Here is a 20,354-nt window from a genome sequence, read left to right as displayed (position 1 = left end):
GCAGACGTCCAGGACCACATGGACGCCATCCTCAAGAACTTCAAACCGGATGCCAAGATCACCGTCCTTGTTCGATTCCCCGACAAGCCGACGGCGGATTTCTGCATGACCGGCGATGACCTTCCAGCCGTGGCAGATATGGTCCGTCGGCGCATGGAAAGTGAAGGCATCGTCCGCGCCCCTCCGTCGGCCCGGTTTATCTCCTTCGTCGACCTGATCGAAAGCCGCGCTTTGGCTTGCGACGGGCCAGTAACACCATTCCTTGATGAGCTTGTGTCGGCGACGAGTGAGGAAAAGGAGCGCTTCACCACCATTCTTCGCGACCTCTATTCGGCATTCAAACCGAAGGCGGCACAAAATGGCTGACATCACCCTCTGGAAACCCGAGCCGGACGTGCTCATCCACCAGGCGCTCGGCAAAGCCGGCGAGGAAGCCGGCGAGCTCGCTTCGATCCTGTTTCGCTGCACGATCCAGGGACTGAATGGCAGCGAGCCGGTTTCAGGCAAACCGAACCGCCAGGCGCTTTTCGATGAGATCGCCGACGTCCTCGCCGCGACCCAGTGGCTGCGCGACCTGATCGGTGACGAGTTCGACCAGGCGCGCTTCGAGCGCAAGCTCGCCGGCTTCCGCCTCTGGCAGACCATGCTCGAGGAGGATGCCGGGCACGGTCACTGCGATATCTGCGCCAAGCCGATCACCGCTGACGATATCTGCGCCACCGATATCGAACTCGGCACCTGTCACGCCGCCTGCCTGGAAGGTTCGCCGACGGTCGATCTTGAAACCGGCGAGCCGCTCGACGGCAAGCCCGATACGTACCGCTATGGCGATCTCGCCTCACCTGCCGGCGAGACCGAAGGAGGCGCCCATGGCTGACGGAACCAAGATCGAATGGACCGACGCCACCTGGAACCCGATCACCGGCTGTTCCGTCGTCTCGCCCGGTTGCACCAACTGCTACGCCATGAAGCTGGCCGGCACGCGCCTGAAGCACATCCCAAGCCGCGCCGGCCTGACGCGCGATACCAAAGCCGGGCCGGTCTGGACCGGTGAGGTCCGCTTTAACGAGCAGTGGCTCGACGAGCCGCTGCGCTGGAAGCGCCCGCGCATGATCTTCGTCTGCGCCCACGGTGATCTCTTCGCCGAAGGTGTGCCGGACGATTGGATCGATAGGGTCTTCGCCGTCATGGCGCTTTCGCAGCATCACATCTTTCAGGTGCTGACTAAGCGACCGGAGCGGATGCGGACCTATGTTCGCGAGATGCAGCGCTGCTTTGAAGACGACCATCGGGAGTTCAGCCGTCGATGGGGCGCGGCGGCGGCGGATGCGGCAGGCTCTCCCTGCGCTGCCGGCGCGATCGAGGACCGGGCGTATCCGCTCCCTAATGTCTGGCTTGGTGTCTCTGTCGAAGATCAGAAGCGCGCCGACGAGCGCATCCCGATCCTGCTCGACACGCCGGCGGCGATACGCTGGATCAGTGCAGAGCCGATGCTAGGACCTATCGACCTCAACAATATCTGCTTCACGGATGGCGATGCGGAGATCCGCTACGACGCCTTGACCGGTGAGGCTTGGGTCGAGAACAGTCAGAGCGCCAGCGCCTATGATTGCGGACTTCCTTTCCTCGACTGGATCGTCGCAGGCGGCGAGAGCGGTACCGATTGCCGTCCCATGCATCCGCACTGGGCCCATGCACTGCGCGACCAGTGCTACGACGCCGGCGCTCCCTTCCTCTTCAAGCAGTGGGGCAACTGGATCGTCGCCAGCCACGACAACGGCCATTACGACAGCGCCATGGCGACCAACGACGCCATCTGGCTCGACGTCGACGGCCGCCAGGCCAAGCCCAGCTGCGACGGCATGCGCGAGCCGATCGGCATGTTCCGCGTCACCAAATCGCGCGCGGGCCGCCTGCTCGATGGCGTCGAGCACAACGGCTATCCGCCCCTTCCCGCCCACTTCAAGCAAGGTGCCGATCAATGACGAAACCGAGAAAGCTCCCGGATGATGAAACCCTGCGCCAGCTGGTTGCCGAAGGTCTGACGCGCGCGGCGATCGCTATGCGCTACAAGGTGCACCGCACCACGCTCTCGCAGAAGCTGATCGAGCTCGGCCTCGCGGATGCAGTTGCCCTTGAAGCGGGAGAGCGCCGGTCGTTCACGGTCCAAGCCGTGACGCAGATGCTGCGCAACGGCATGAGCTATTCCGAGATCGACCGCCATTACAACAGGACCATCGGCTGCGCCTGGTGCTTCTGCCGCAGCCACGGCCTCATTCCCGAAATCCCCGATCTCGAAATCCGCGACGAGAAGATCATCATCGGCATCACCGCCACCGCGACGGACAAAAGCGGAAGCGCCCGCACCGTCCGCATGGCGATCAGCCTGCCGCCGATCAGCATGTTCGCAGCCGCGCGGCTGCAGCGGAGCGAAGCGAGGCTCAGCCCATGAGCATCACCAACCAGGACCGCGCCAATATCCGGCGCGTCTTCGCCAAGATTCGCCAGGACACCGACCGGCTCGTCGCGGAGCAGCTCGGCCGGACGGGCACAAAGACCCACGCCGATATCGATAAGATCATCGCCGCGCAGAATGCGATGCGCACATGCATGGAAGTCGTCTTCAACGAATGCCTGCCCTACGACGAAATCTTCTGCGGCGAGATGGCGGTGCGGCTTGCTGCTTACGCCATCAGCGTAGCGCCGATCGAGCGACACCAGGTCCTGGTTGAAGCCGTCGTCGAGGGCCTGCCGGCAGCACTCGCCAGACGCGTCCGCGATGGCATCGCCATCAGGTCGCAATGGGAGACCAACGGCGTCGTCCATCCCAATATCCCGCGCAAGGGGGATATCCAGTGACACAGCCTATCCGCATCCAGTTGTCGCGCCAGAAGGGTTTCAACCTTCAGGCCGCGTCGCGCGCCGCCAACGGTCTCGACGCCATCAAGGTCGATCGCACCTCGCCCTTCGGCAATCACTATGCCTTCAGCAAAGATCCATTTGCGAAGCCGGCGGTATGGGATGTTTTCGCGCGCGGCACCATCGTCAAGAGCTGCTCGACAAAACAGGAAGCCGTTGAACACGCGATCGCATGCTATCGCGCGGATATCTGCACAACTGGCCCGCACAATCACCACCGGATTTACCCCGTCCCGACGCCGGTCGATATCGCCAAGGCGCTGCGCGGCTTCAACCTCGCCTGCTGGTGCAAGCCGGGCGAGCCCTGCCACGCCGATGTCCTCCTCGAGGTCGCCAACGCCCCGCTTCAGGAGATCGTCTCGCGATGATGATGAAAGCCCTCACCGTCTGGCAGCCATGGACGAGCCTGATCACGATCGGCGCCAAGCCGTATGAGTTTCGCGGCTGGCGGCCGCCGGCATCATTGATCGGCCAGCGCATCGCCATCCACGCCGGCGCCAGGCCGATGAAGCGCTCCGAGGTTCTGGCGCTGCGCATCAATCTCGCCCGTCCCGGCAGCTACCCAACGCCCTGCCTGAAACCCGATCTCGCCATCCCGCTGCTCGATCGCATCCTGGAGCAACCGAAGAGCGCCGTCCCGACTTTCCTGCCGCTGTCGCACGTGCTCTGCACCGCGGTTGTCGGCGAACCGAAGAGCGGCGTGGAATGCGCCCGCGAATTCGGCGACGACGCCGGCAATGACAGCGATCGCGAAGGCACCTTCAATTGGGGCTGGCCACTGACTGACATCGAGATGCTGGAGCCGCCCGTGCCCGCAAGCGGCCTGCAGGGCCTGTGGAACTGGAGGGGCGCATGACCGTCCACGTCCGCAAGCTTTCCGGCCGCCCGCTCCTGCTCGCCCAGCGCCGGCGCGAGATCGTCCTGCCGGCCAAGGTAGTGACGATCCGCCGCGTCGTCGCCGGCGACCACGGCGGCGTCGCCGATCGACCCTTTTCGCTTCCCGGCATCAGCATGTTCGTCGCCGTCCTGAAGGAGCAAGGCCGATGCTGAAAACCGACACGACCGCCGGCACCGCGCGCATCGGCTGTGACAGCTGCCCGACATCTATGGACTCGGTGATGGACGCCGATCCCCGCGCCGCGCGCGAAAAAGCCGTCCGCGTCGCCAAGATCGCCCGCTGGCTGATCGAACGCCACGCCGGCAGCTGGCAGCATTTCTGCCCGGACTGCCGCAAGTCGCGGGAACGAGGGAGCTTGCTATGAGCAAGGAAGCGCAGAACAAGATCCGTGACCTGATCGTCGAGATGATGGCCGATGGCGTTCGCACCCATGTGTTGACCGCGGTCGAGGCCATGGCCGCATGCGGCGACGCGTGCGCAGCCATTATCGGCACCATGTTGCCGCCTGCAAACCATGCCGAAGCGCTTGAGATCATCATCGAGAAGTTGCCGAAGCAACTCGAGGCCCACGCCGCTCAGGCGGCCGCTTATCGGAAGGCGAGGTCAAACTGATGGACCGGACAGGATCTCCAGCCATGCGCCCGATGTGGTGCGACGATTTCGACACGGACCTCCTGAAGGTCGTGCCCGGCATTCCCGAGCTGCTCGGCGATCTCGCCGGCGTGACGCTCTGGACGCATGCCGGTACGTGGGAAGGAACGTTGAACCATCCTTCGATGTGGAATCATGACACCGGTCTGATCTGCTTCTTTGGCTTCAACGATCCCGATAAGCCGGATTACTTCAGCACGGGCCAGCCGCCGGTTCAGTGCACCGTGCTGGAGATGTTCCGTGATCTCTGGTGCCACGGCGCCACTGTGATGATGGGGCCAATCCCTGTCTGGGACTCGCAGCCGCTTCAGCCCGAGTTCGACATCCTCATGTACGCCGTGCGCGGCTGGTTCGACACCAGGCCGAACCGCATCCGCCTGGCGCAGCTGCGCGCCCGTAAGTCCATCCGTCAAGCCGCCGACTGCCTGCGCCAGCTGATCGCAGGCCAGGAAGCGTTCAAGCGCGCTATCGCAGCGAGCAAGGCGAGGACGGCCGCATGCTGAAGGCTGAGAACATAATCGCACGCATCCGCGCCGGAGACGAACTGCACATGCAGTTCACTGACGGGCGCCGCGTCTGGTGGTTCGAGCAGCCACATCAGGTCATCCCGGACAAGCTGGCGATGAAACTGCTCTCCGCATCTGACAGCCCGATCGTCGAGGCTGGCGACAGCCTCTTCGGCCTCCCTCTGAACAGCCAGACCTTTCTTTCGAACGAGGAGGCCGTCGGCGATGCCTGACCACATCAACATCCACCATCCGGATAGCCGCGCGAAATATCGCCGCGAGCGCCTGCTGATCGAGGAGTTGCGCGCCAAGGTCTCGACACTGGAAAGCTTCCTCATCGACGCCGAAGGCGACCTCGAGGCGATCTTCACGCGCATCGAGCGCGGCGACGAGGTCGAGTTGCACATGCCGAGCGGCGCCGTCTTCGTCATCACGGGGAAGGAGCGCGAATGACCATAAACCTTGAATATCAGGTCGCAGAGCTGTTCCGACTGAAGATGGAGGAGTTTGCCGCCTGGTGCGCCGAGAATTGGACCGTGACGGAACTCCAGGCCAAGGCCGACAACATCTTCGACGCGAAGCCGGCCGGTTTCCGCGAGGGATACAATGAGGCAATGCAGAACCTTCGCGGCGCCGTGGATTGTTTCCTGGAGGAGCAGCGGTGACCCTCGACCTTTTCAAATCCGAAATGCAGATGTTCGCCGCGATCTCCGATTGCACCCTCTATCGCGACGAGCTGCGCCGCGTCTGGGATAGCACCAAGCCCTTCCTGGTCGTCTGCATGCTCAACCCGTCGGACGCCGATCATCTGCGCAACGACCCCACGGTCCGTGTCCTCATCTGGTTTGCCAAGCTCTGGGGTTACGGCGGCCTCATCATCGTCAATCTTCACGCCTTTCGCTCGCCATCGCCGAAGGAGATGATGCGCGCCAAGGACTCGATCGGTCCGCGCTGCAACGAGTTCATCGACGGCGCCTTCATCATCGCCCGTTATCAGAACACGCCCGTCCTGGCCGCATGGGGCAACGGCGGCGATTACCTCGGCCGCGACAAGTGGTTCATGCACCGCGCCCGCCAGCAGCTCGTCGACCTCGTCTGCCTCGGCCTGACGAAGGACGGCTTTCCCAAACACCCGATGGCCCGCGGCGTCCACCGCATCGCGCGCGACCAGCAGCCGATCATATTTCAGAATGCACGGGAGATAGTCCGATGAACGACCGTTCCGACGACCTCGAAGAGGACGATAACGACCTCATTCCGACGACCGAAGAGATCACCGAACCATGCGCATACTGCGGCAAGCTCGACGCCTTCGTCGAGCGCGCAGACTTTTCTTCGGCCTACGTGTTCTGCAACGCATGCTCGGCCCGAGGCCCGGTAGCTTGCCAAGAAAGCGAAAACGAGGAAGAGCCTGGCGCGAATGAGGCCATCCGCCAGTGGAACCGCCGCAGCGCGTCGGAGGCTTTGCTAGATGTTGCTGCCGAACGTCGCCGGCAGGTAGAGGCCGAAGGCTTCACTTTCGAACACGATGACACGCACACCGCTGGAGAGATGGCATTTGCCGCTGCCTGCTACGCTACGTCGGGCGCAGTAGATGAAAGCCAGCGCGGCAAGGATGACCGCCTGTTGGCCGTGATCCAATTCATATGGCCGAAATCTTGGTCTTGGGGCTGGTGGACACCAAAGACGCGCAGGCGCGATTTGGTGAGATCGGCCGCCCTCCTCATTGCCGAAATCGAGCGCATCGACCGCGCCGCCACCAAGGAGATCAAGAATGACTGACCGCAAAACGAAGAGCTTTCCGACTGGCGCCGTCCTATCCGTCGTGACCGGCGTTCTCGTTTCCGAAAACCACATCGCCGGCGTTTACGAAGTTTTGAATTGGATGACTGGGGAGACCGTCTTCACTCATCAAATCCCGCGCCTGAGCCGCGAAGCCGTTCCGGTGATTCTTGCGATGCACCCGCACCTGGAACCGGTCATCGAAGAATCGGAGCAGGTAAATCCCGAAAATGTTTTCGACTGGCTGGCAAAATGGAAAGATCGCTATGGCGATGAAATCGCCGTGCCGCTCATGACCATCGCCGAGCACGAACGCATCGATCCGATGTCGGAGTTGGCCGAAAAGGTCTCCCCGGATCGCATAGTGGTCGCAGCAATCCCGCTGAGGGGCGACGCCGATGCAGATTGAGATCAAAGGCAATCTGCCCGGAGATCCGCAAGGCCGGGTTTTGGCAATAGAAGCGGCAGCAAAGGCCATCTGCCAGCAAGCCGGGACCGACCCGGCCGACGCTATCATGATGCTGCTGACGGCGGCTGCGCACCTCTTCACCGTCTATTCCGGCAAGCCATCATCTGAGAACATCATGAGCCTCGCTCACAGCCTCGGATGCGCAACCGTCGCGGCCGACGACTTCTTCAAGCTCAAGGCCGCCACTGCAACGGAGGGCAAGATCAATGGGTGATCTGCCCTGCGAAATTTGCGGCCCGGAGAACTCCTGCATCTGCCAGCCGTGCCAGTGCAAATCGTGCGTCGATCAGCGACCCGAAAGCCCTCTCGCTCGCGCGAGGCGGCTAACGCAGGATCGTGTCGACGCCGGAGAACTGTACCCGTGGGTGATGGGCGATCCCGAACAGCGAGACCGGCTCAATCAGGCGCGCGATCGGCGCTCCGCCTTTCACGTCGTGCCGGCCACCTGCGCAACGGAGGATCGCCGATGAGCCAGATCACCAAGGCCATGATCCAGGCTGGCTGCGAAGCCCAGCAGCGTTATCGCAATGAAGCGAACGAGGGCGAAGTTCGGCGGATTCTTGAAGCAGCGCTCGCCGGCTCTTCCATACAACTCTTCCCGTCAAAGGAAGAAATCCGCAGGCTTGCCGAACTCGCTCTGGCAGAGATGCAGGAGAAGGCGACGACCGATCGTGAAGCGTGGATCGCGTCCTACGAGAAGGTCATCATGTCATACCGCCGCCTCGCTCTGGCGAAGCAGCAGCTCGCGGATTCCACCACATCGCCCCCTCCCCATGGGCTTGGTGGCGATGACGATCACATGATCCAGATCGAGGATCTAATCAGTCAGCTTGAGGCCATCCACGACAGGTTCGGTAACACCTGCGTTTACATCCGTCGCCAAGGCATGGGATGGGGCGCGGTCGCACTCAACCGACGGGACGACGACAAAAAGAACGGCGTCTTTGACCTGCAGGCGCAGCACGATCGCGACATGCATGCGCGCCTCGAACAGCTCGGGCGGTTGAAGAAGGATCGCGCCGAGGCGTGGCGCCAACGCCGCGATGCCGAAGGAAGCAGGGACGCCGCACGCGCAGCTGCTGACACGCTTAAGATCGAGCGTAATCAGCTTCGCAAAGTTGTCGAGGAACTCAAGTTCGCGCTTTTCTCGTCGGACATGACCATCAAGGACCGTGCTGACCAATCGGCTCGCCTGGTGCTCGACCTTGCCACCGCAACGGAAGGCAGCGGCGATGCTTAAGATCCGACGCATGCTCTATTGGCGCTGGCGACCAGATGTCGTCCGGATCGGCATGGGCGCGATCTTCTATGTGCCCGGCTTCATGATCCAGCTCGGACACTACAGCCCGCCCTGCCGTGTCTGCGGCGATCGTGCCGAAATCTGCACATGGAACGAATACAATCCCGGCGCTGCGATCTGCATCAACTGCTGCGAACATCCCGACTATGAATATGACCGCTGCGAGCGCCGTCATTTCTGCGTCGAGTGCGGCAATGATGCGCCGCACGATTGGAGCGGCTACGAACCCTGCGAGGGCGATGTCTCGATTTCCTTCGCCGGCAGTCGCGATCCTGACGAACCGGTAGGCACACCCGTTTCCGAACTTTCCGGCCGCGCTGTCGGACCCTTGCATCCCGATCGGCCGAAGTATGATCGCTTCGTCGCCATCGCGAAATCGTGGGGGTACGACTGATGAGCTACCATGTCTTTTTCAATTTTTCGCAAGGCCTCTCTCGCTCTGTCATGGCGCCGAAGGGGACTAAAGCTTCTGTCATCGCACATGTCGAAGACATCGAACGCCGTCTAAAACTTGAGCGAGAGCAATATCGTGACAACCAGGTGCATTGGAAATCTCACGGATGGCCTTCCTCAGACCTGAAGGATGATGACCTCTGCAAAGGCGTCGAAGACCACAACCGGTGGGTTCACTGGTTTTACGACCGCCTGGAAGAGTGGGCAAAAGACCCCGTCACGAATGGCGAAGAGATCACCCCTGATGATGCGAAGGCGTTCTGGCATGGGCTGAAAACCTTGACGGTTCATCCAAGCCGCTGGAACGGAGATTACTACCGAGCCCGCATGGAAGAACTCTACGAAGTCATGCGAGGCAGGCCCACGGCAGGTATCAGTTTCGATGCGGCAAAACTGTCTCCCAAACAGGCAGGCGCCGTCATTCACCTTTTCGAGGGCTTTCTTGATCCCCAGGATCTACGTCTGGAGGTGCCGAGGGGATGCGATCACCTCGCCTCCTCATATTGGGGAGAATACGACTGGTGCGAACGCTGCGGCGCAGTCCTTCCCGAATACTCTGAAAACTGCCGCAAGCGTGGTTGCCCCGTTCAAGAGAATTGGTGTGAGGAAGATCGTCCGGATTGGTGGCGGCCTGTAAAGAAAAGCAACGCCCCCGCTCCCTCACAGGAGGCGAAGGCTCCCTGATGGCAACCGAGGCGGAAAAGCGTAAGCTCGAGCAGATCCGGCAGGACCTCGCCACGGTCGGCGCCGACTGGGCGGTCGAGGCAGACGGCGTTGGCCTCGCCCTCGTCGTACGCGATCCGGTCGACGACAAGCCGCGCGCGATCGCCGCGGTCGCGGCAGACGCGCCCTTTGTCTTCCAGGATTTCCTGATCCGCGCCGGCGAGCGCCAGCGGTTCCTGCTTGAATTGCTTGATCGCTGTGGCCGCGCCTATCGCGAGCTTGCCGGCAAACAGCCAAAACCGAAGCGCTATGCCGCCGAATGCGCGATGAAGTGCAAGAGCGACCAGGCCTTCCGCCAATACCTGATCGATTGCCACGAGCTGCGCGACGCAACCGATTTCGAGCGCATCAAGACCCGCATGCATTCGATCCTCAACGTTCAATCACTGAACGAGCTGGACACCGACACAGCCGCCGCGGCGCGCTGGAACTCCCTGCGCTCCGATTTCGAGAGATGGAGAAGAGGACAATGACCCACCTGCTCAAGCGCCTCCTCGACTTTCTCACAGAGCCCTGCGGCTTCGAAATAGAATGGATGACCGGAGGCTTTCGCTTCGCGCCGCCGACATGGACCTGGTTTGTGTTTTTCGCGCTGATCCTCGTCGGCATGTTTCTTTCAGGTGATCACCATGCCCGATGATATCGACGACTACGGCCCCGATGACCCAATCCCGCTTGCGAAGGCCGCGAAGCTGTTGTTTCGTGGCGAGCTGACGAAATCCTCCCTGCGCACCGAGGCCAGGAAGGGCAATCTGGAAATCTTCCAGATTGCCAACAAGGATTTTGTCACCAAGAACGGGATCAAAAGGATGATTGAGAAATGCCGCAAAAGCGCCGCCCCGCAAGGCTCTGGCTCAGACCAGACACTGGCACATGGTTCATCAAGGACGGAGACAAGCGTGTCCCCACGGAATGCAGCGAAGCTGAGGTTGAGGCAGCTCAGGGAATGCTTGCCGACTACATCACCAGTCAATACCGGCCGCAGCGCTCCAGTCGTGCAGCTGAAGTCACGGTAGCCGACGTCGTCATCGTCTATTCCGAGGAGAAGGCGCCGTCGACGGCCAGGCCGAAGGAAACATTCGCCATGCTCGACCGCGTCACCGATTTCTTCGGCGACATGCTGCTGACCGAACTACGGGGACAGACCTACCGTGAATATGCCGCCGATCGCGGCAATCTCGGCGGCGCCCGCCGGGATCTGGAAGTCCTGAGAGCGGCGATCAACCACTACCACGCCGAGGAAACCCTCGACATGGTGCCGAGAGTGACTTTGCCGGAGAAGGGCGAACCGCGACAGAGCTGGCTGACGAGGCGCGAGATCGCAAAGCTGCTGCTCGCAGCAATGGGCTGGGTTCCTGTTGTCTATGACGTCGAAACCCGCGAACCGACTAAGTGGAAGCGAACCGGCTGGCGTTACCCGCATCTCGTCCGGCTGATCATGATCGGCCTCTACACCGGCACGCGCCTCAGTGCGACCCTCGGCCTGCAATGGATGCCGAGCACGACCGGCGGCCACATCAACCTGGACAGCGGCGTAATCTACCGCAAGGCCCAGGGCGAGCGCAGCATGCACAACAAGCGCAAGACGCCCGTAAAGATCCCACCTCGCCTTCTGCGCTTCCTGCGCTACTGGCATAAGGCGGACACCGCGATCGACGAACAAGGCCGGCCGGTGACACTGCGCTACGCCGTGCATTATTCAGGGGAGAAGATCGTCAAGCCGCATAAGGGCTTCCGATCGATCCGGGCGATCGCCGGCCTCGGCGAGGATGTCACGCCGCACGTTCTGCGCCACACGCGTGCGACTTGGCTGGCGCAAGCCGGCGTCGAAACCGAGCAGGCAGCAGCATCCCTGGGCATGACAGCCGAGGAATTCGAACGGACCTATGCACACGCCAGCCCGGACTTTCAGAAGCAGGCGGCGAACGCATTCTAACCGGTCCGCAGGGCAATCGGTCCGCAATCGGTCCGCTGCATGATATGGCAAGTATCTGAGAATTCGAAGTTTCGGGAAAATGATGAACTTTTTCAATGGTTCAGACTGGTCGGAGTGGAGTGATTCGAACACTCGACCCCCACGTCCCGAACGTGGTGCGCTACCAGACTGCGCTACACTCCGTGACCAGCGGCGCTTCTATAGAACAGCCTATCTGGTTGCACAAGCACCAAATTCCAAAAAACCGGCGGAATTTTTGACGGGGTTGTGACAGGCGCGGGCTCGCGCGGCTGCAGCAAAAAGCCACACTTCCCGCAAATCGAACGGAAGTCTCAAACGGGCAATTTTCTTTTGCCGGGTTCCGCGCTAAAGGGCAGACGGGACAGGCGAAACCGCTCACGAGGGCGGGCTTCGCAGCCAATGCGCTAGAGATCAGGACGACACGATGAATTTCCGCACCATGACCGCGGCCGGGCTTGCAATTGCGCTTGCCGGATGCACGACCATTCCTTCCGCCGGCAATCCGATCGAGGCCCGCTGGGTCGGCAAATCGGCCGGCATCTTCTTTGCCGCCTACGGGCCGCCGATCAGCGACAGCGAGCAAGGCTCGACCACCGTCTATACCTGGCGCGGCGGCTACAAGACCGTGCGCATTCCGGCGAAATACGCCGAAGGCGCCGACGGCAAGCGCGGCAAGCAGATCGCGTCCGCCCGCACCGCCTATCTGCGCTGCCAGGCGGAAATCACCACCAGCTCCGATTACACGATCCGCGACATCCGCACCGTCGCCGATATCCCTGGCGTCAACGGCCCGTCCTATTGCGCCGAGTTCCTGGCGCCGGAACAGAAGTAACGGACGCTTCGTCTGAAGCAGCTCACAGGCGGCCCGAGTGCCGCCTGTTTTCGTTCGCGGCGGCTGCTTCTGCCGCAAGCCGGCTTCTGCACGAAGAGCAGATTCCGCCAGGTCCGCCGTTGCAGCGGATGGCCCATCGACTCCCCGCTCCGAATATCCCGACAGCCCGCAGCCGGATCCGGCGCAAAAAGGGGCTTGTCGCATTCCGCCCTCCGGCGTATCTATTGCCCGTCGCGAAAAGCGGCTGCCTCCCTTGATCCGCTCAGTGGCGGAGTAAACAGGTGGACGAATGGTCGTCCAGGTGGTCGAGCACACGCCATTCATGCCTTTGCAGCATGGATCGGCCAGCACCTCCCAGAAACCAAACGCCTGATCAGCTCAGGCCTCATCGTGAGTCCATTGGCGCTCGAACGGCGCTCGTGCGCTTGCGTCGACCCGGAACGCGCCATGACCAGATCCCTTATCGTCATTTTCACCGCCATTGTCCTCGATGCCGTCGGCATCGGCCTGATCTTCCCGATCCTGCCCGCGCTGCTGCGCGATATCACCCATGCCGAAAACGTCGCGGCCTATATCGGCACGCTGACCGCGCTCTATGCGGTCATGCAGTTCATTTTCGCGCCGGTGCTCGGGGCCCTCAGCGACCGGATCGGCCGCCGGCCGGTGCTGCTGATTTCGCTCGCCGGCGCTGCCGTCAACTATCTGTTCCTCGCCTTTGCGGCCGATCTGCCGATGCTGTTTCTCGGCCGCGCCATCGCCGGCCTGACGAGCGCCAACGTGTCGGTGGCGACCGCCTATATCACCGACATTTCGCCCGAGGAGAAGCGCGCCCGCCGCTTCGGGCTTTTCAACGCCATGTTCGGCCTCGGCTTCATCATCGGCCCGGTCGCCGGCGGCATCCTCGGTGATTACTGGCTGCGGCTGCCCTTCATGGCGGCCGCCGTGCTCAATGGCTTGAACCTGCTGCTCGCCTTCTTCGTCCTGCCGGAATCGCGCCCCGGCAGCCGGGAGAAGATCGCGCTTTCGGCGCTCAATCCGCTGAAGCCGCTGCACGCGGTGCTGGAGGTCAAAAGCCTGCTGCCTGTCGTCACCCTCTTCTTCATCTTCAGCGCCACCGGCGAGGCCTACGGCACCTGCTGGGCGCTCTGGGGCAGCGACGCCTTCCATTGGAGCGGGCTTTCGATCGGCCTTTCCCTCGGCGCCTTCGGCATCTGCCAGACGCTGACCCAGGCCTTCCTTCCGGGACCGGCGGTCAAATTGCTCGGCGAACGCGGGGCAATCCTGACCGGCATCGCCGGCGCCGCGATGGCGCTCACCGTCATGGCCTTTGCCGGCCAGGGCTGGATGATCTTTTCGATCATGCCGGTCTTCACGCTCGGCGGCATCGGCGTGCCGGCGCTGCAGTCGCTCGCCAGCCGGCAGGTGGATGAAAACCGGCAAGGCCAGTTCCAGGGTGTGCTGGCCTCGGTCGTCAGCCTCGCCTCGATCGTGGCGCCGCTTGGCTTCTCCAGCGTCTATTTCCTCGTCCGCCAGGCATGGCCGGGCGCGATCTGGCTCTCGGTCGTCGCCGTCTATGGGCTGGCCGTGCCGCTCATTCTTGCTCTCAGGCTGAAGAATCCGGCGCCGACCGCGGCAAGCGGGCCGACGCCATAGGCCACCGCCCGCGCCGCGTGCCGCACGGATCCCAGGGGCAAGCCCTGGGATGACGGAGGGCGGGGAAAGGTGTGCGACAAATAGCGAAGTGTGCAGCGTTTATCGGATTGCCGATTTACGCCATGCCAATGCAAAACTGCTCGTGCACCTTGCTGAAATTCATCCAGACGTCCCGCCTCTTGCCAATTGCCCTCCCCAAACTCCGTCATCCCAGGGCTTGACCCTGGGATCCACAGCCACGCACTCTGCCGGAATGGCGGGATATGTTTACATCGTCACCAACCAGAAAAATGGCACGCTCTATATCGGCGTAACATCCGATCTGGAGCGCCGCATCTATGAGCATCGCGAGGGGCTGACGCCGGGCTTTGCCTGGAAATACGGATGCACCCGTCTCGTCTGATATGAGGAACACTGGGACATCGGCAGTGCGATCCAGCGCGAGAAGTCGTTGAAGCGATGGTACCGGCAATGGAAGATCGACCTGGTCGAAGCCATGAATCCCGAGTGGGACGATCTTTATCTTACGTTGTGGTGATGCCGGCTGCGTCTTCTGGGTGCTCTGGGCATGGATCCCAGGGTCAAGCCCTGGGATGACGGAGGGTGGGGGAAACGTGTGCGACAAATAGCGAAGTGTGCAGCATTTATCGGATTGCCGATTTACGCCATGCCAATGCAAAACGGCTCGTGCACCTTGCTGAAATTCATCCCGACGTCCCGCCTCTTGCCAATCGCCCTCCCCAAACTCCGTCATCCCAGGGCTTGACCCTGGGATCCACAACCCAGCGCGCGGCTTCAAAATTTACCCCAGTTGGATGCCATCCCAGTCCACCAGTGCCAGCCGCATGGATCCCAGGTCGAGCCACGAGGGCCGGCAGGCCAGCGGGGGCCACGCGAGACCCCCGAACCCTACGCCCTCACGCCGCCTCCCCCGCCTGCACCGCGCTTTCCGCCAGCTTCCGCGCCGCGACGAAATCCACCTTGCCGGAGCCCAGCACCGGCACCTTGCCGATATTGACCTCGGCCGGGACCATCATGTCCATGGCGCCCTTGGATTTGGCGAAGGCGAGGAATTCGGCGCGGGTGGCGGTGGGGGCGTCGGTCAAGAGCACCAGCCGCTCGCCTTTCTTGGCGTCGGGCAGCGAGGAGACGACCGAGAGAGCGCCGGGCCAGAGTTCGGCGGCCAGCGTCTCGACGGCGGCGAGCGAGATCATTTCGCCGCCGATCTTGGCGAAGCGTTTGGCGCGGCCGCGGATCTTGACGAAACCGTCCTCATCGATGGTGACGATGTCGCCGGTGTCGTGCCAGCCATCGGCGAGCGGCTCGAGCACGCCGGGATTTTCGGCACGGAGATAACCGGCCATGACATTGGCGCCGCGCACATGCAGCCGGCCGCCCTCATCGATGCCGGGCACCGGTTCGAGCTTCCATTCCATGCCCGGCAGGATTTTGCCGACCGTGCCCGACTTGTTGTACATCGGCGTGTTGATCGAAATCACAGGCGCGGTCTCGGTGACGCCGTAACCTTCCAGGATGCGCAGGCCGAATTTTTCCATATAGGTCTGGCGGGTTGCGGCCTTCACCGGCTCGGCGCCGGAGAAGATATAGCGGATCGAGCGGAAGTCGTAAGGATGCGCCGTCCTGGAATAACCGTTGAGGAAGGTATCGGTGCCGAAGATGATCGTGGCGTTGGAGACATAGATCAGCTCCGGCACGATGCGGTAATGCAGCGGTGACGGATAGAAATAGACCGGCACGCCCGAGATCAGCGGCAGCACCGTGCCGGCCGTCAGCCCGAAGGAATGGAACACCGGCAGGATGTTGAACACCTTGTCGCCGCTGTGGAAATCGATGCGGGCGGCGGCCTGGGCGGCATTCGACAGAATGTTGCGGTGGGTCAGCACCACGCCCTTCGGCGTGCCCTCGGAGCCGGAGGTGAAGAGGATGACGGCCGGATCATCCGGCTTACGCTTCACCAGCGGCCGTGCCTTCCTGAGATAACCCAGGATCTTGTCCTTGAGGCCGATTTCGGCCCGGAGATCATCGAGCCAGACGATCGTCACCTGCTTTTCCATCTCTTCGATGACAGGGCCGAGCTTGGCCTGGGTGACGAAGGCGCGCGAGGTCAGCACATGCCTGACTTCGGCGGCCTTGCAGGCGGAGAGGATATTGGCGGCGCCGGCGGTAAAGTTCAGCATCGCCGGCACCTTGCCCGCGGTCATCACGCCGAGAAGGGTGGCGGCGGCACCATTGGCATTCGGCAGCATGACGCCGAGGTTGGTTTCCGGGAAACGGGCGCGGAACTTGGCGCCGAGCACGGCCGCCCCCGTGAGCAGTTTGCCATAGGTCAGCCGGCCGGTGACCGGATCTTCGACGGCAAGCTTGCCCATGCCGAATTCGCCACCTGCCTGAATGACGCGGTCGAGCACGGTCGACGAGGTATCGGCGGTGCGGAACAACAGGTTCGACATCACCTGGTAGAGCGCGGCGCCGGCCGCCGTGCGGCGCTTGCGGCCTTTCAGCTCCGGCGGCACTTCGAGCTTCACCGGCTCGAGAATGGTGACCTTGACCTTGGGGAACAGCCGGCGGCGGATCTTGCCATTGTCGAGATAGGAGAGATAGCTCTTCTCCAGCCCGTCGATCTTCACCGGCACGACCATCGAGCCGGTTTTGTCGGCGACCATGGCGGCGCCATCATAGACCTTCATCAGCGTGCCGGTCACCGTCAGGCGGCCTTCGGGGAAGATGCCGATCGGGCTGCCATCCTGCACCACCTTGATCAGCGAGCGCGTCGCCATCGGCTTGGTCGGGTCGAGCGGCAGGAATTTGCACATCTTCAGGAAGGGGCGCACCCACCAGGCCTGGGCGATCTTGTAGTCGACGGCAAAGGTGGGCTCTTCCTCGGTAATGGCAAGCGCCAGGGCGCCATCGAGCAGGCTGACATGGTTGAGCGCGATGATCGGCGCGCGGCCGGCCTTCTTGATATTCTCCAGCCCTTCGACCTCCAGCCGCATGAAGGCGCGGAACAGGATCGAGATGAAATCGCGGAAGGGATTGGTCGGCAGCGTCTTCAGCATCAGCCAGGCAACGGCGAAATTGATGATGCCGAGGCCGATCAGGATCTGAGGAATGGACGCGCCGAGCGCCTGGATCGCGGCGACCAGGCCGAGGCCGACGGTGATGAACAGCGCCGACAGCACATTGGCGGCGCCGATGACGCGGGCGCGGCGGTCCTCATGCGCCCAGGTCTGCAAGGCGGCGAAAGTGGGCACGGCGATGAAGGCGCCTGATATGGCCATGCCGGCGAGATCGATGGCGACGCGGATGGTATTCTGGCCGGCGAAGAAACCGACGATCGTCGTTGCATGGCTTGTGGAAGCCAGGCCCCAGAGGTTCCAGGCGAGATCGAGGCTGAAGAGGCCGAGCAGCGCCGTGCCGACAGGGGCCGGCAAGAGCACGATGCGGCCGGACGACATCCAGGCGGCAATGGCCGAGCCGACAGCGACGGCGATGGCAAAGACGGTGAGATAGGCCGGCACGACGAGCTCGGAGCCGCCGAGCAGCTCGGTCACCATGGTCGGCAGGATGGAGAGAACGAAGGCGCCGACCAGCCAGAACCAGCAGTTCATCAGCGCCGAACGCCACAGGCGTTTATCCTCGCGGATTTCCTTGACGAGCGTGTAGCTGGAGCGGATGACATTGCGGTCGATTTCGAGATCCGGCGCCTTGGAGCCGGTGGGCGGGATCATCCGGCTGGCCAGCCAGCAGAGCACCGAAAGCCCCATCATCATCGTGCCGAAGATCAGCACATTGTCGCCGCCCGAGAAGGCGAGCGCGGCGATGATCGTGCCGGCGAGGATGGCGATGAAGGTGCCGCCCTCGATCCAGGCATTGGCTTTCGGCAGGTCGCGGCGTTCGAGATGATCGGGCAGGATGCCGTATTTGATCGGCCCGAACAGCGCCGAGACGATGCCGAAGCCGAACAGCGCCGCCATCAACACAAAAATCGAAGAGAATGCCAGGCCGATAACGGCAAGGGCGGCGACCGCGATCTCGCAGCGTTTCAGCAGCTCGGCAATCCTGGCCTTGTCATGCTTGTCGGCCAGTTCGCCGCCGAGTGCGGAGAGCAGCAGGAAGGGCACGATGAGGATGACGCCGGCAAGCGTCACCAGGGCGGCGCCTTCACTGGCCGACATCTTGAAGAGAATGAGGAACACCAGGGTGTTCTTGAGGAAATTGTCGTTGAAAGCCGTCAGGAACTGGGTCCAGAACAGCGGCGCGAATTTCCTGGAGGTCATCAGATTGTGTTGCACGGGCTCGTCCCTCTTTCGACTGGCAGAGAAGGCCACAGAGTTGTTACGCAAAAGTTGAATGCGGTAACAACTCTGCGCTGTGGTTAACCAAGATCAATCTTCATCGTTACGATTGAACTTGACCAGGAGTTTCTCGGTGCGGGCATCCTCGACCTTGCGGATCAGCTTCTCGGATTCGGCATTGTCGCGCAGCGTCTTGGTGATGTTCACCGTGGTCTGCACCAGCATCAGAATGCCCATGGCGAGATAGCCTTTGCCCCAGAGATCGAGCGGCATCATGTAGAGGCCGAGCGCCAGCATGAAGGCGGCCGAGCCGAAGGAGATGTAGGAGAAGCTGACCCAGCTGGCGGAATGTTTCTGGAAACTGTCGTTCATATCAGTGGTCCCTATGGTTCGATGGATGAATGGTTGGATGGATGCAATTTCAGGCAGCAGGCGTGATGCGGCTCTTCAGCCGCGCCAGCACATCATCGGCGGATGAGCGCAGCGGCGCGCCGAAGCCGGCATTGGCAAGCTTTTCGATGATGCCGGCCGGGCGGATGGCGCCTTCCATGTCCTTCAGCGCCGCGGCCGTCAGCTCATTCTGGCTCTGGCGCAGGCGAAGCCGCGCCAGCGTCTCCTCGGCATCGTCAAGCGTGGCAAAACCCGGGCCGGCGACTGACACATCGAGCTTCTGCGCCTCTTGCGTCGCCCGGGCCAGCCGCTCGCCGCGCTGCAGCTCCTGCAGCCGCGCCTCGGAGGCCCGGACGATCCCCTTCAGCTTGTCGATCGCCTGGGTGAACTGCGCTTGCGCCTTCTCAGATGCATCGCGCTCGGCTTCGAGATAGGCGATCGCCTCGGCCGCCTCGCGGGCCAGGCCCTCATTGCCCTTGGCAAGGGCTGCGGTGGCGCGGGTCTCCAGATCGGCGATGCGGGCAACGATCGTTGCGTGCTGCCCCTTCTCCTGCTCGTTCTGGGCGATGGCGACCGCGACGCTGCGGCGGGCCGACTGGATCGATTGGGCGGCATCGCGGATCTGCTGGGAAAGCAGCGGCACGGCGTGGCAGTCGGCGAAAACCTGTTCGGCATCATGCGCCCTGCCCCGCAACAAAATGGAAATCAGTTTGAACATTTCCTTCCTCCGGTTTATGAACGTTGTTCACGAGAGGTGTTATGCCAGAATCATGAACGTCGTTCAAGATAAATTTTGAACGACGTTCAAAAAATCGAAGTGGAATGGTTAATGGCCGGCAGACGAGAAGAAAAACGCGAAGACCTGAAGGCCCGGCTGATCGAGGCGGCGCGCGAGCGGATCGCCAGGGACGGGCTCACCAATCTCCGGGCCCGCGACATCACCCAGGATGCCGGCTGCGCGCTCGGCGGCCTCTACACGGTGTTTTCAGACCTCGCCGAGCTCGTCATCCACGTCAATTCGGGAACGCTGAAAGCGCTGGAGGCGAGGCTCACCCTTGATGAAACCAAGGACCGGCCGCCGACCGACCGGCTGCGCAACCTGGCGCAGGGCTACTTGAACTTCGCCGTCGAGCACCGGAACCTCTGGAAGGCGCTGTTCGAGCACTTCCCGCCGGAATCGAGCCCGACGCCGCAATGGCACCTCGACGAACACCTCTTCCTCATGGACGTGATCGCCGAACCACTGGCCGAACTGCAACCCGACATGCCCCCCGAAGACCGCGCCATCCGCGCCCGCACCCTCTTCGGCGCAGTGCATGGCGTCGTCAGCATCAGCCTCGAAGGCCGCTTCGTCGGCCTGCCGCTGGAGCGGCTGGCGCGGGAGGTGGATGAGCTGGTGCAGACGATCGCGGCGGGGGCGGAACGGCGGCGGGAGAGTATGTGAGGTGGCGCTGGGTGGAGTGAGGGGCGGAGGCAACAAACCGTGGTTTGGCCGCCGCATCACC

At 62.5% G+C, this 20,354-nt stretch carries 31 protein-coding genes, 1 tRNA gene and 1 pseudogene; 29 read left to right on the top strand and 4 right to left on the bottom strand.

Annotated features, from left to right (window positions below; all coding sequences use genetic code 11):
• Positions 1 to 18: 18 nt before the first annotated feature.
• The 25 genes from FHT75_RS07580 to FHT75_RS07460 all read left to right on the top strand — a co-directional run bounded on the left by FHT75_RS07580 (position 19) and on the right by FHT75_RS07460 (position 11,637).
• On the top strand, positions 19 to 366 hold the full coding sequence (locus FHT75_RS07580; RefSeq protein ID WP_183851449.1) for a hypothetical protein: 348 nt from the start codon (positions 19 to 21) through the stop codon (positions 364 to 366).
• Positions 359 to 877: a hypothetical protein gene (locus FHT75_RS35765; RefSeq protein WP_246713306.1), complete on the top strand. Its 519-nt coding sequence runs from the start codon at positions 359 to 361 to the stop codon at positions 875 to 877. Before FHT75_RS07580 ends, FHT75_RS35765 begins: the two co-directional genes overlap by 8 nt.
• On the top strand, positions 870 to 1,985 hold the full coding sequence (locus FHT75_RS07570) for a phage Gp37/Gp68 family protein (RefSeq protein WP_183851448.1): 1,116 nt from the start codon (positions 870 to 872) through the stop codon (positions 1,983 to 1,985). Before FHT75_RS35765 ends, FHT75_RS07570 begins: the two co-directional genes overlap by 8 nt.
• The gene (locus FHT75_RS07565) at positions 1,982 to 2,452 is read left to right on the top strand and encodes a hypothetical protein (RefSeq protein ID WP_183851447.1); all 471 of its coding nucleotides are present in this window, start codon (positions 1,982 to 1,984) and stop codon (positions 2,450 to 2,452) included. Before FHT75_RS07570 ends, FHT75_RS07565 begins: the two co-directional genes overlap by 4 nt.
• Positions 2,449 to 2,859, top strand: coding sequence for a hypothetical protein (locus FHT75_RS07560; protein ID WP_183851446.1), 411 nt, complete (start codon positions 2,449 to 2,451; stop codon positions 2,857 to 2,859). Before FHT75_RS07565 ends, FHT75_RS07560 begins: the two co-directional genes overlap by 4 nt.
• Complete coding sequence (locus FHT75_RS07555; protein WP_183851445.1) at positions 2,856 to 3,287, top strand: DUF4326 domain-containing protein; 432 nt, start codon at positions 2,856 to 2,858, stop codon at positions 3,285 to 3,287. The genes FHT75_RS07560 and FHT75_RS07555 overlap by 4 nt, the downstream gene beginning before the upstream one ends.
• Entirely contained in the window at positions 3,284 to 3,775 is a 492-nt protein-coding gene (locus FHT75_RS07550) for a hypothetical protein (RefSeq protein ID WP_183851444.1), read from the top strand. Before FHT75_RS07555 ends, FHT75_RS07550 begins: the two co-directional genes overlap by 4 nt.
• Positions 3,772 to 3,969, top strand: coding sequence for a hypothetical protein (locus FHT75_RS07545; protein WP_183851443.1), 198 nt, complete (start codon positions 3,772 to 3,774; stop codon positions 3,967 to 3,969). The genes FHT75_RS07550 and FHT75_RS07545 overlap by 4 nt, the downstream gene beginning before the upstream one ends.
• A complete protein-coding gene (locus FHT75_RS07540) occupies positions 3,963 to 4,181 on the top strand; it encodes a hypothetical protein (protein ID WP_183851442.1) in 219 nt (72 codons plus the stop codon). The genes FHT75_RS07545 and FHT75_RS07540 overlap by 7 nt, the downstream gene beginning before the upstream one ends.
• Positions 4,178 to 4,429, top strand: a complete 252-nt coding sequence (locus FHT75_RS07535) for a hypothetical protein (protein WP_183851441.1) — start codon at positions 4,178 to 4,180, stop codon at positions 4,427 to 4,429. The genes FHT75_RS07540 and FHT75_RS07535 overlap by 4 nt, the downstream gene beginning before the upstream one ends.
• A gap of 23 nt (positions 4,430 to 4,452) precedes the next feature.
• Positions 4,453 to 4,971 carry a hypothetical protein gene (locus FHT75_RS07530; RefSeq protein WP_183851440.1) on the top strand — a complete coding sequence of 173 codons (519 nt, stop codon included), beginning with the start codon at positions 4,453 to 4,455 and terminating at the stop codon, positions 4,969 to 4,971.
• Positions 4,965 to 5,207: a hypothetical protein gene (locus tag FHT75_RS07525; RefSeq protein ID WP_183851439.1), complete on the top strand. Its 243-nt coding sequence runs from the start codon at positions 4,965 to 4,967 to the stop codon at positions 5,205 to 5,207. The genes FHT75_RS07530 and FHT75_RS07525 overlap by 7 nt, the downstream gene beginning before the upstream one ends.
• Positions 5,200 to 5,427: a hypothetical protein gene (locus FHT75_RS07520; RefSeq protein WP_183851438.1), complete on the top strand. Its 228-nt coding sequence runs from the start codon at positions 5,200 to 5,202 to the stop codon at positions 5,425 to 5,427. The genes FHT75_RS07525 and FHT75_RS07520 overlap by 8 nt, the downstream gene beginning before the upstream one ends.
• Positions 5,424 to 5,639 (top strand): hypothetical protein, encoded by a 216-nt coding sequence (locus FHT75_RS07515; RefSeq protein ID WP_183851437.1) that lies wholly within the window; start codon positions 5,424 to 5,426, stop codon positions 5,637 to 5,639. Before FHT75_RS07520 ends, FHT75_RS07515 begins: the two co-directional genes overlap by 4 nt.
• On the top strand, positions 5,636 to 6,187 hold the full coding sequence (locus FHT75_RS07510) for a DUF1643 domain-containing protein (protein WP_183851436.1): 552 nt from the start codon (positions 5,636 to 5,638) through the stop codon (positions 6,185 to 6,187). Before FHT75_RS07515 ends, FHT75_RS07510 begins: the two co-directional genes overlap by 4 nt.
• Complete coding sequence (locus tag FHT75_RS07505) at positions 6,184 to 6,756, top strand: Lar family restriction alleviation protein (RefSeq protein WP_183851435.1); 573 nt, start codon at positions 6,184 to 6,186, stop codon at positions 6,754 to 6,756. The genes FHT75_RS07510 and FHT75_RS07505 overlap by 4 nt, the downstream gene beginning before the upstream one ends.
• Positions 6,749 to 7,165 (top strand): hypothetical protein, encoded by a 417-nt coding sequence (locus tag FHT75_RS07500; RefSeq protein ID WP_183851434.1) that lies wholly within the window; start codon positions 6,749 to 6,751, stop codon positions 7,163 to 7,165. The genes FHT75_RS07505 and FHT75_RS07500 overlap by 8 nt, the downstream gene beginning before the upstream one ends.
• Positions 7,155 to 7,439 carry a hypothetical protein gene (locus tag FHT75_RS07495; protein WP_183851433.1) on the top strand — a complete coding sequence of 95 codons (285 nt, stop codon included), beginning with the start codon at positions 7,155 to 7,157 and terminating at the stop codon, positions 7,437 to 7,439. The genes FHT75_RS07500 and FHT75_RS07495 overlap by 11 nt, the downstream gene beginning before the upstream one ends.
• A 252-nt stretch (positions 7,440 to 7,691) precedes the next feature.
• Positions 7,692 to 8,465: a hypothetical protein gene (locus FHT75_RS07490; protein WP_183851432.1), complete on the top strand. Its 774-nt coding sequence runs from the start codon at positions 7,692 to 7,694 to the stop codon at positions 8,463 to 8,465.
• Positions 8,458 to 8,919: a hypothetical protein gene (locus FHT75_RS07485; protein ID WP_183851431.1), complete on the top strand. Its 462-nt coding sequence runs from the start codon at positions 8,458 to 8,460 to the stop codon at positions 8,917 to 8,919. Before FHT75_RS07490 ends, FHT75_RS07485 begins: the two co-directional genes overlap by 8 nt.
• Complete coding sequence (locus FHT75_RS07480) at positions 8,919 to 9,662, top strand: hypothetical protein (protein ID WP_183851430.1); 744 nt, start codon at positions 8,919 to 8,921, stop codon at positions 9,660 to 9,662. Before FHT75_RS07485 ends, FHT75_RS07480 begins: the two co-directional genes overlap by 1 nt.
• Positions 9,662 to 10,174: a hypothetical protein gene (locus FHT75_RS07475; RefSeq protein ID WP_183851429.1), complete on the top strand. Its 513-nt coding sequence runs from the start codon at positions 9,662 to 9,664 to the stop codon at positions 10,172 to 10,174. The genes FHT75_RS07480 and FHT75_RS07475 overlap by 1 nt, the downstream gene beginning before the upstream one ends.
• Positions 10,171 to 10,341, top strand: a complete 171-nt coding sequence (locus tag FHT75_RS07470; RefSeq protein ID WP_183851428.1) for a hypothetical protein — start codon at positions 10,171 to 10,173, stop codon at positions 10,339 to 10,341. Before FHT75_RS07475 ends, FHT75_RS07470 begins: the two co-directional genes overlap by 4 nt.
• Positions 10,331 to 10,717 (top strand): hypothetical protein, encoded by a 387-nt coding sequence (locus FHT75_RS07465; protein WP_183851427.1) that lies wholly within the window; start codon positions 10,331 to 10,333, stop codon positions 10,715 to 10,717. Before FHT75_RS07470 ends, FHT75_RS07465 begins: the two co-directional genes overlap by 11 nt.
• Positions 10,648 to 11,637: a tyrosine-type recombinase/integrase gene (locus tag FHT75_RS07460; RefSeq protein ID WP_246713304.1), complete on the top strand. Its 990-nt coding sequence runs from the start codon at positions 10,648 to 10,650 to the stop codon at positions 11,635 to 11,637. The genes FHT75_RS07465 and FHT75_RS07460 overlap by 70 nt, the downstream gene beginning before the upstream one ends.
• A 106-nt stretch (positions 11,638 to 11,743) precedes the next feature.
• Here FHT75_RS07460 and FHT75_RS07455 read toward each other — a convergent pair.
• Positions 11,744 to 11,820 (bottom strand) — tRNA-Pro (locus tag FHT75_RS07455).
• 262 nt (positions 11,821 to 12,082) lie between these two features.
• Here FHT75_RS07455 and FHT75_RS07450 point away from each other — a divergent pair.
• The 3 genes and pseudogenes from FHT75_RS07450 to FHT75_RS07440 all read left to right on the top strand — a co-directional run bounded on the left by FHT75_RS07450 (position 12,083) and on the right by FHT75_RS07440 (position 14,681).
• Positions 12,083 to 12,490, top strand: coding sequence for a hypothetical protein (locus FHT75_RS07450; protein WP_028757099.1), 408 nt, complete (start codon positions 12,083 to 12,085; stop codon positions 12,488 to 12,490).
• Positions 12,491 to 12,937: 447 nt separating this feature from the next.
• On the top strand, positions 12,938 to 14,143 hold the full coding sequence (locus FHT75_RS07445; RefSeq protein ID WP_183844700.1) for a TCR/Tet family MFS transporter: 1,206 nt from the start codon (positions 12,938 to 12,940) through the stop codon (positions 14,141 to 14,143).
• Between the two features lie 253 nt (positions 14,144 to 14,396).
• A pseudogene (locus FHT75_RS07440) lies at positions 14,397 to 14,681 on the top strand (GIY-YIG nuclease family protein).
• A 379-nt stretch (positions 14,682 to 15,060) separates the two neighbouring features.
• On the opposite strand, the gene FHT75_RS07435 reads toward FHT75_RS07440, so the two are convergent.
• The 3 genes from FHT75_RS07435 to FHT75_RS07425 all read right to left on the bottom strand — a co-directional run bounded on the left by FHT75_RS07435 (position 15,061) and on the right by FHT75_RS07425 (position 19,567).
• Positions 15,061 to 18,456: an acyl-[ACP]--phospholipid O-acyltransferase gene (locus FHT75_RS07435; RefSeq protein WP_183844701.1), complete on the bottom strand. Its 3,396-nt coding sequence runs from the start codon at positions 18,454 to 18,456 to the stop codon at positions 15,061 to 15,063.
• A gap of 93 nt (positions 18,457 to 18,549) precedes the next feature.
• A complete protein-coding gene (locus FHT75_RS07430) occupies positions 18,550 to 18,831 on the bottom strand; it encodes a YiaA/YiaB family inner membrane protein (protein ID WP_003546080.1) in 282 nt (93 codons plus the stop codon).
• Between the two features lie 49 nt (positions 18,832 to 18,880).
• Positions 18,881 to 19,567, bottom strand: a complete 687-nt coding sequence (locus FHT75_RS07425; protein ID WP_183844702.1) for a PspA/IM30 family protein — start codon at positions 19,565 to 19,567, stop codon at positions 18,881 to 18,883.
• 111 nt (positions 19,568 to 19,678) lie between these two features.
• Between FHT75_RS07425 and FHT75_RS07420 the strand changes: the two genes are divergently transcribed.
• The gene (locus tag FHT75_RS07420; protein WP_183844703.1) at positions 19,679 to 20,293 is read left to right on the top strand and encodes a TetR/AcrR family transcriptional regulator; all 615 of its coding nucleotides are present in this window, start codon (positions 19,679 to 19,681) and stop codon (positions 20,291 to 20,293) included.
• The last annotated feature ends 61 nt before the right edge of the window (positions 20,294 to 20,354 follow it).

Source organism: Rhizobium sp. BK112 (assembly GCF_014193215.1).
GTDB lineage: Bacteria > Pseudomonadota > Alphaproteobacteria > Rhizobiales > Rhizobiaceae > Rhizobium > Rhizobium anhuiense.
The sequence above is the reverse complement of the archived record's forward strand: the minus strand, read 5'-3'. Positions and strand labels throughout refer to the sequence as shown.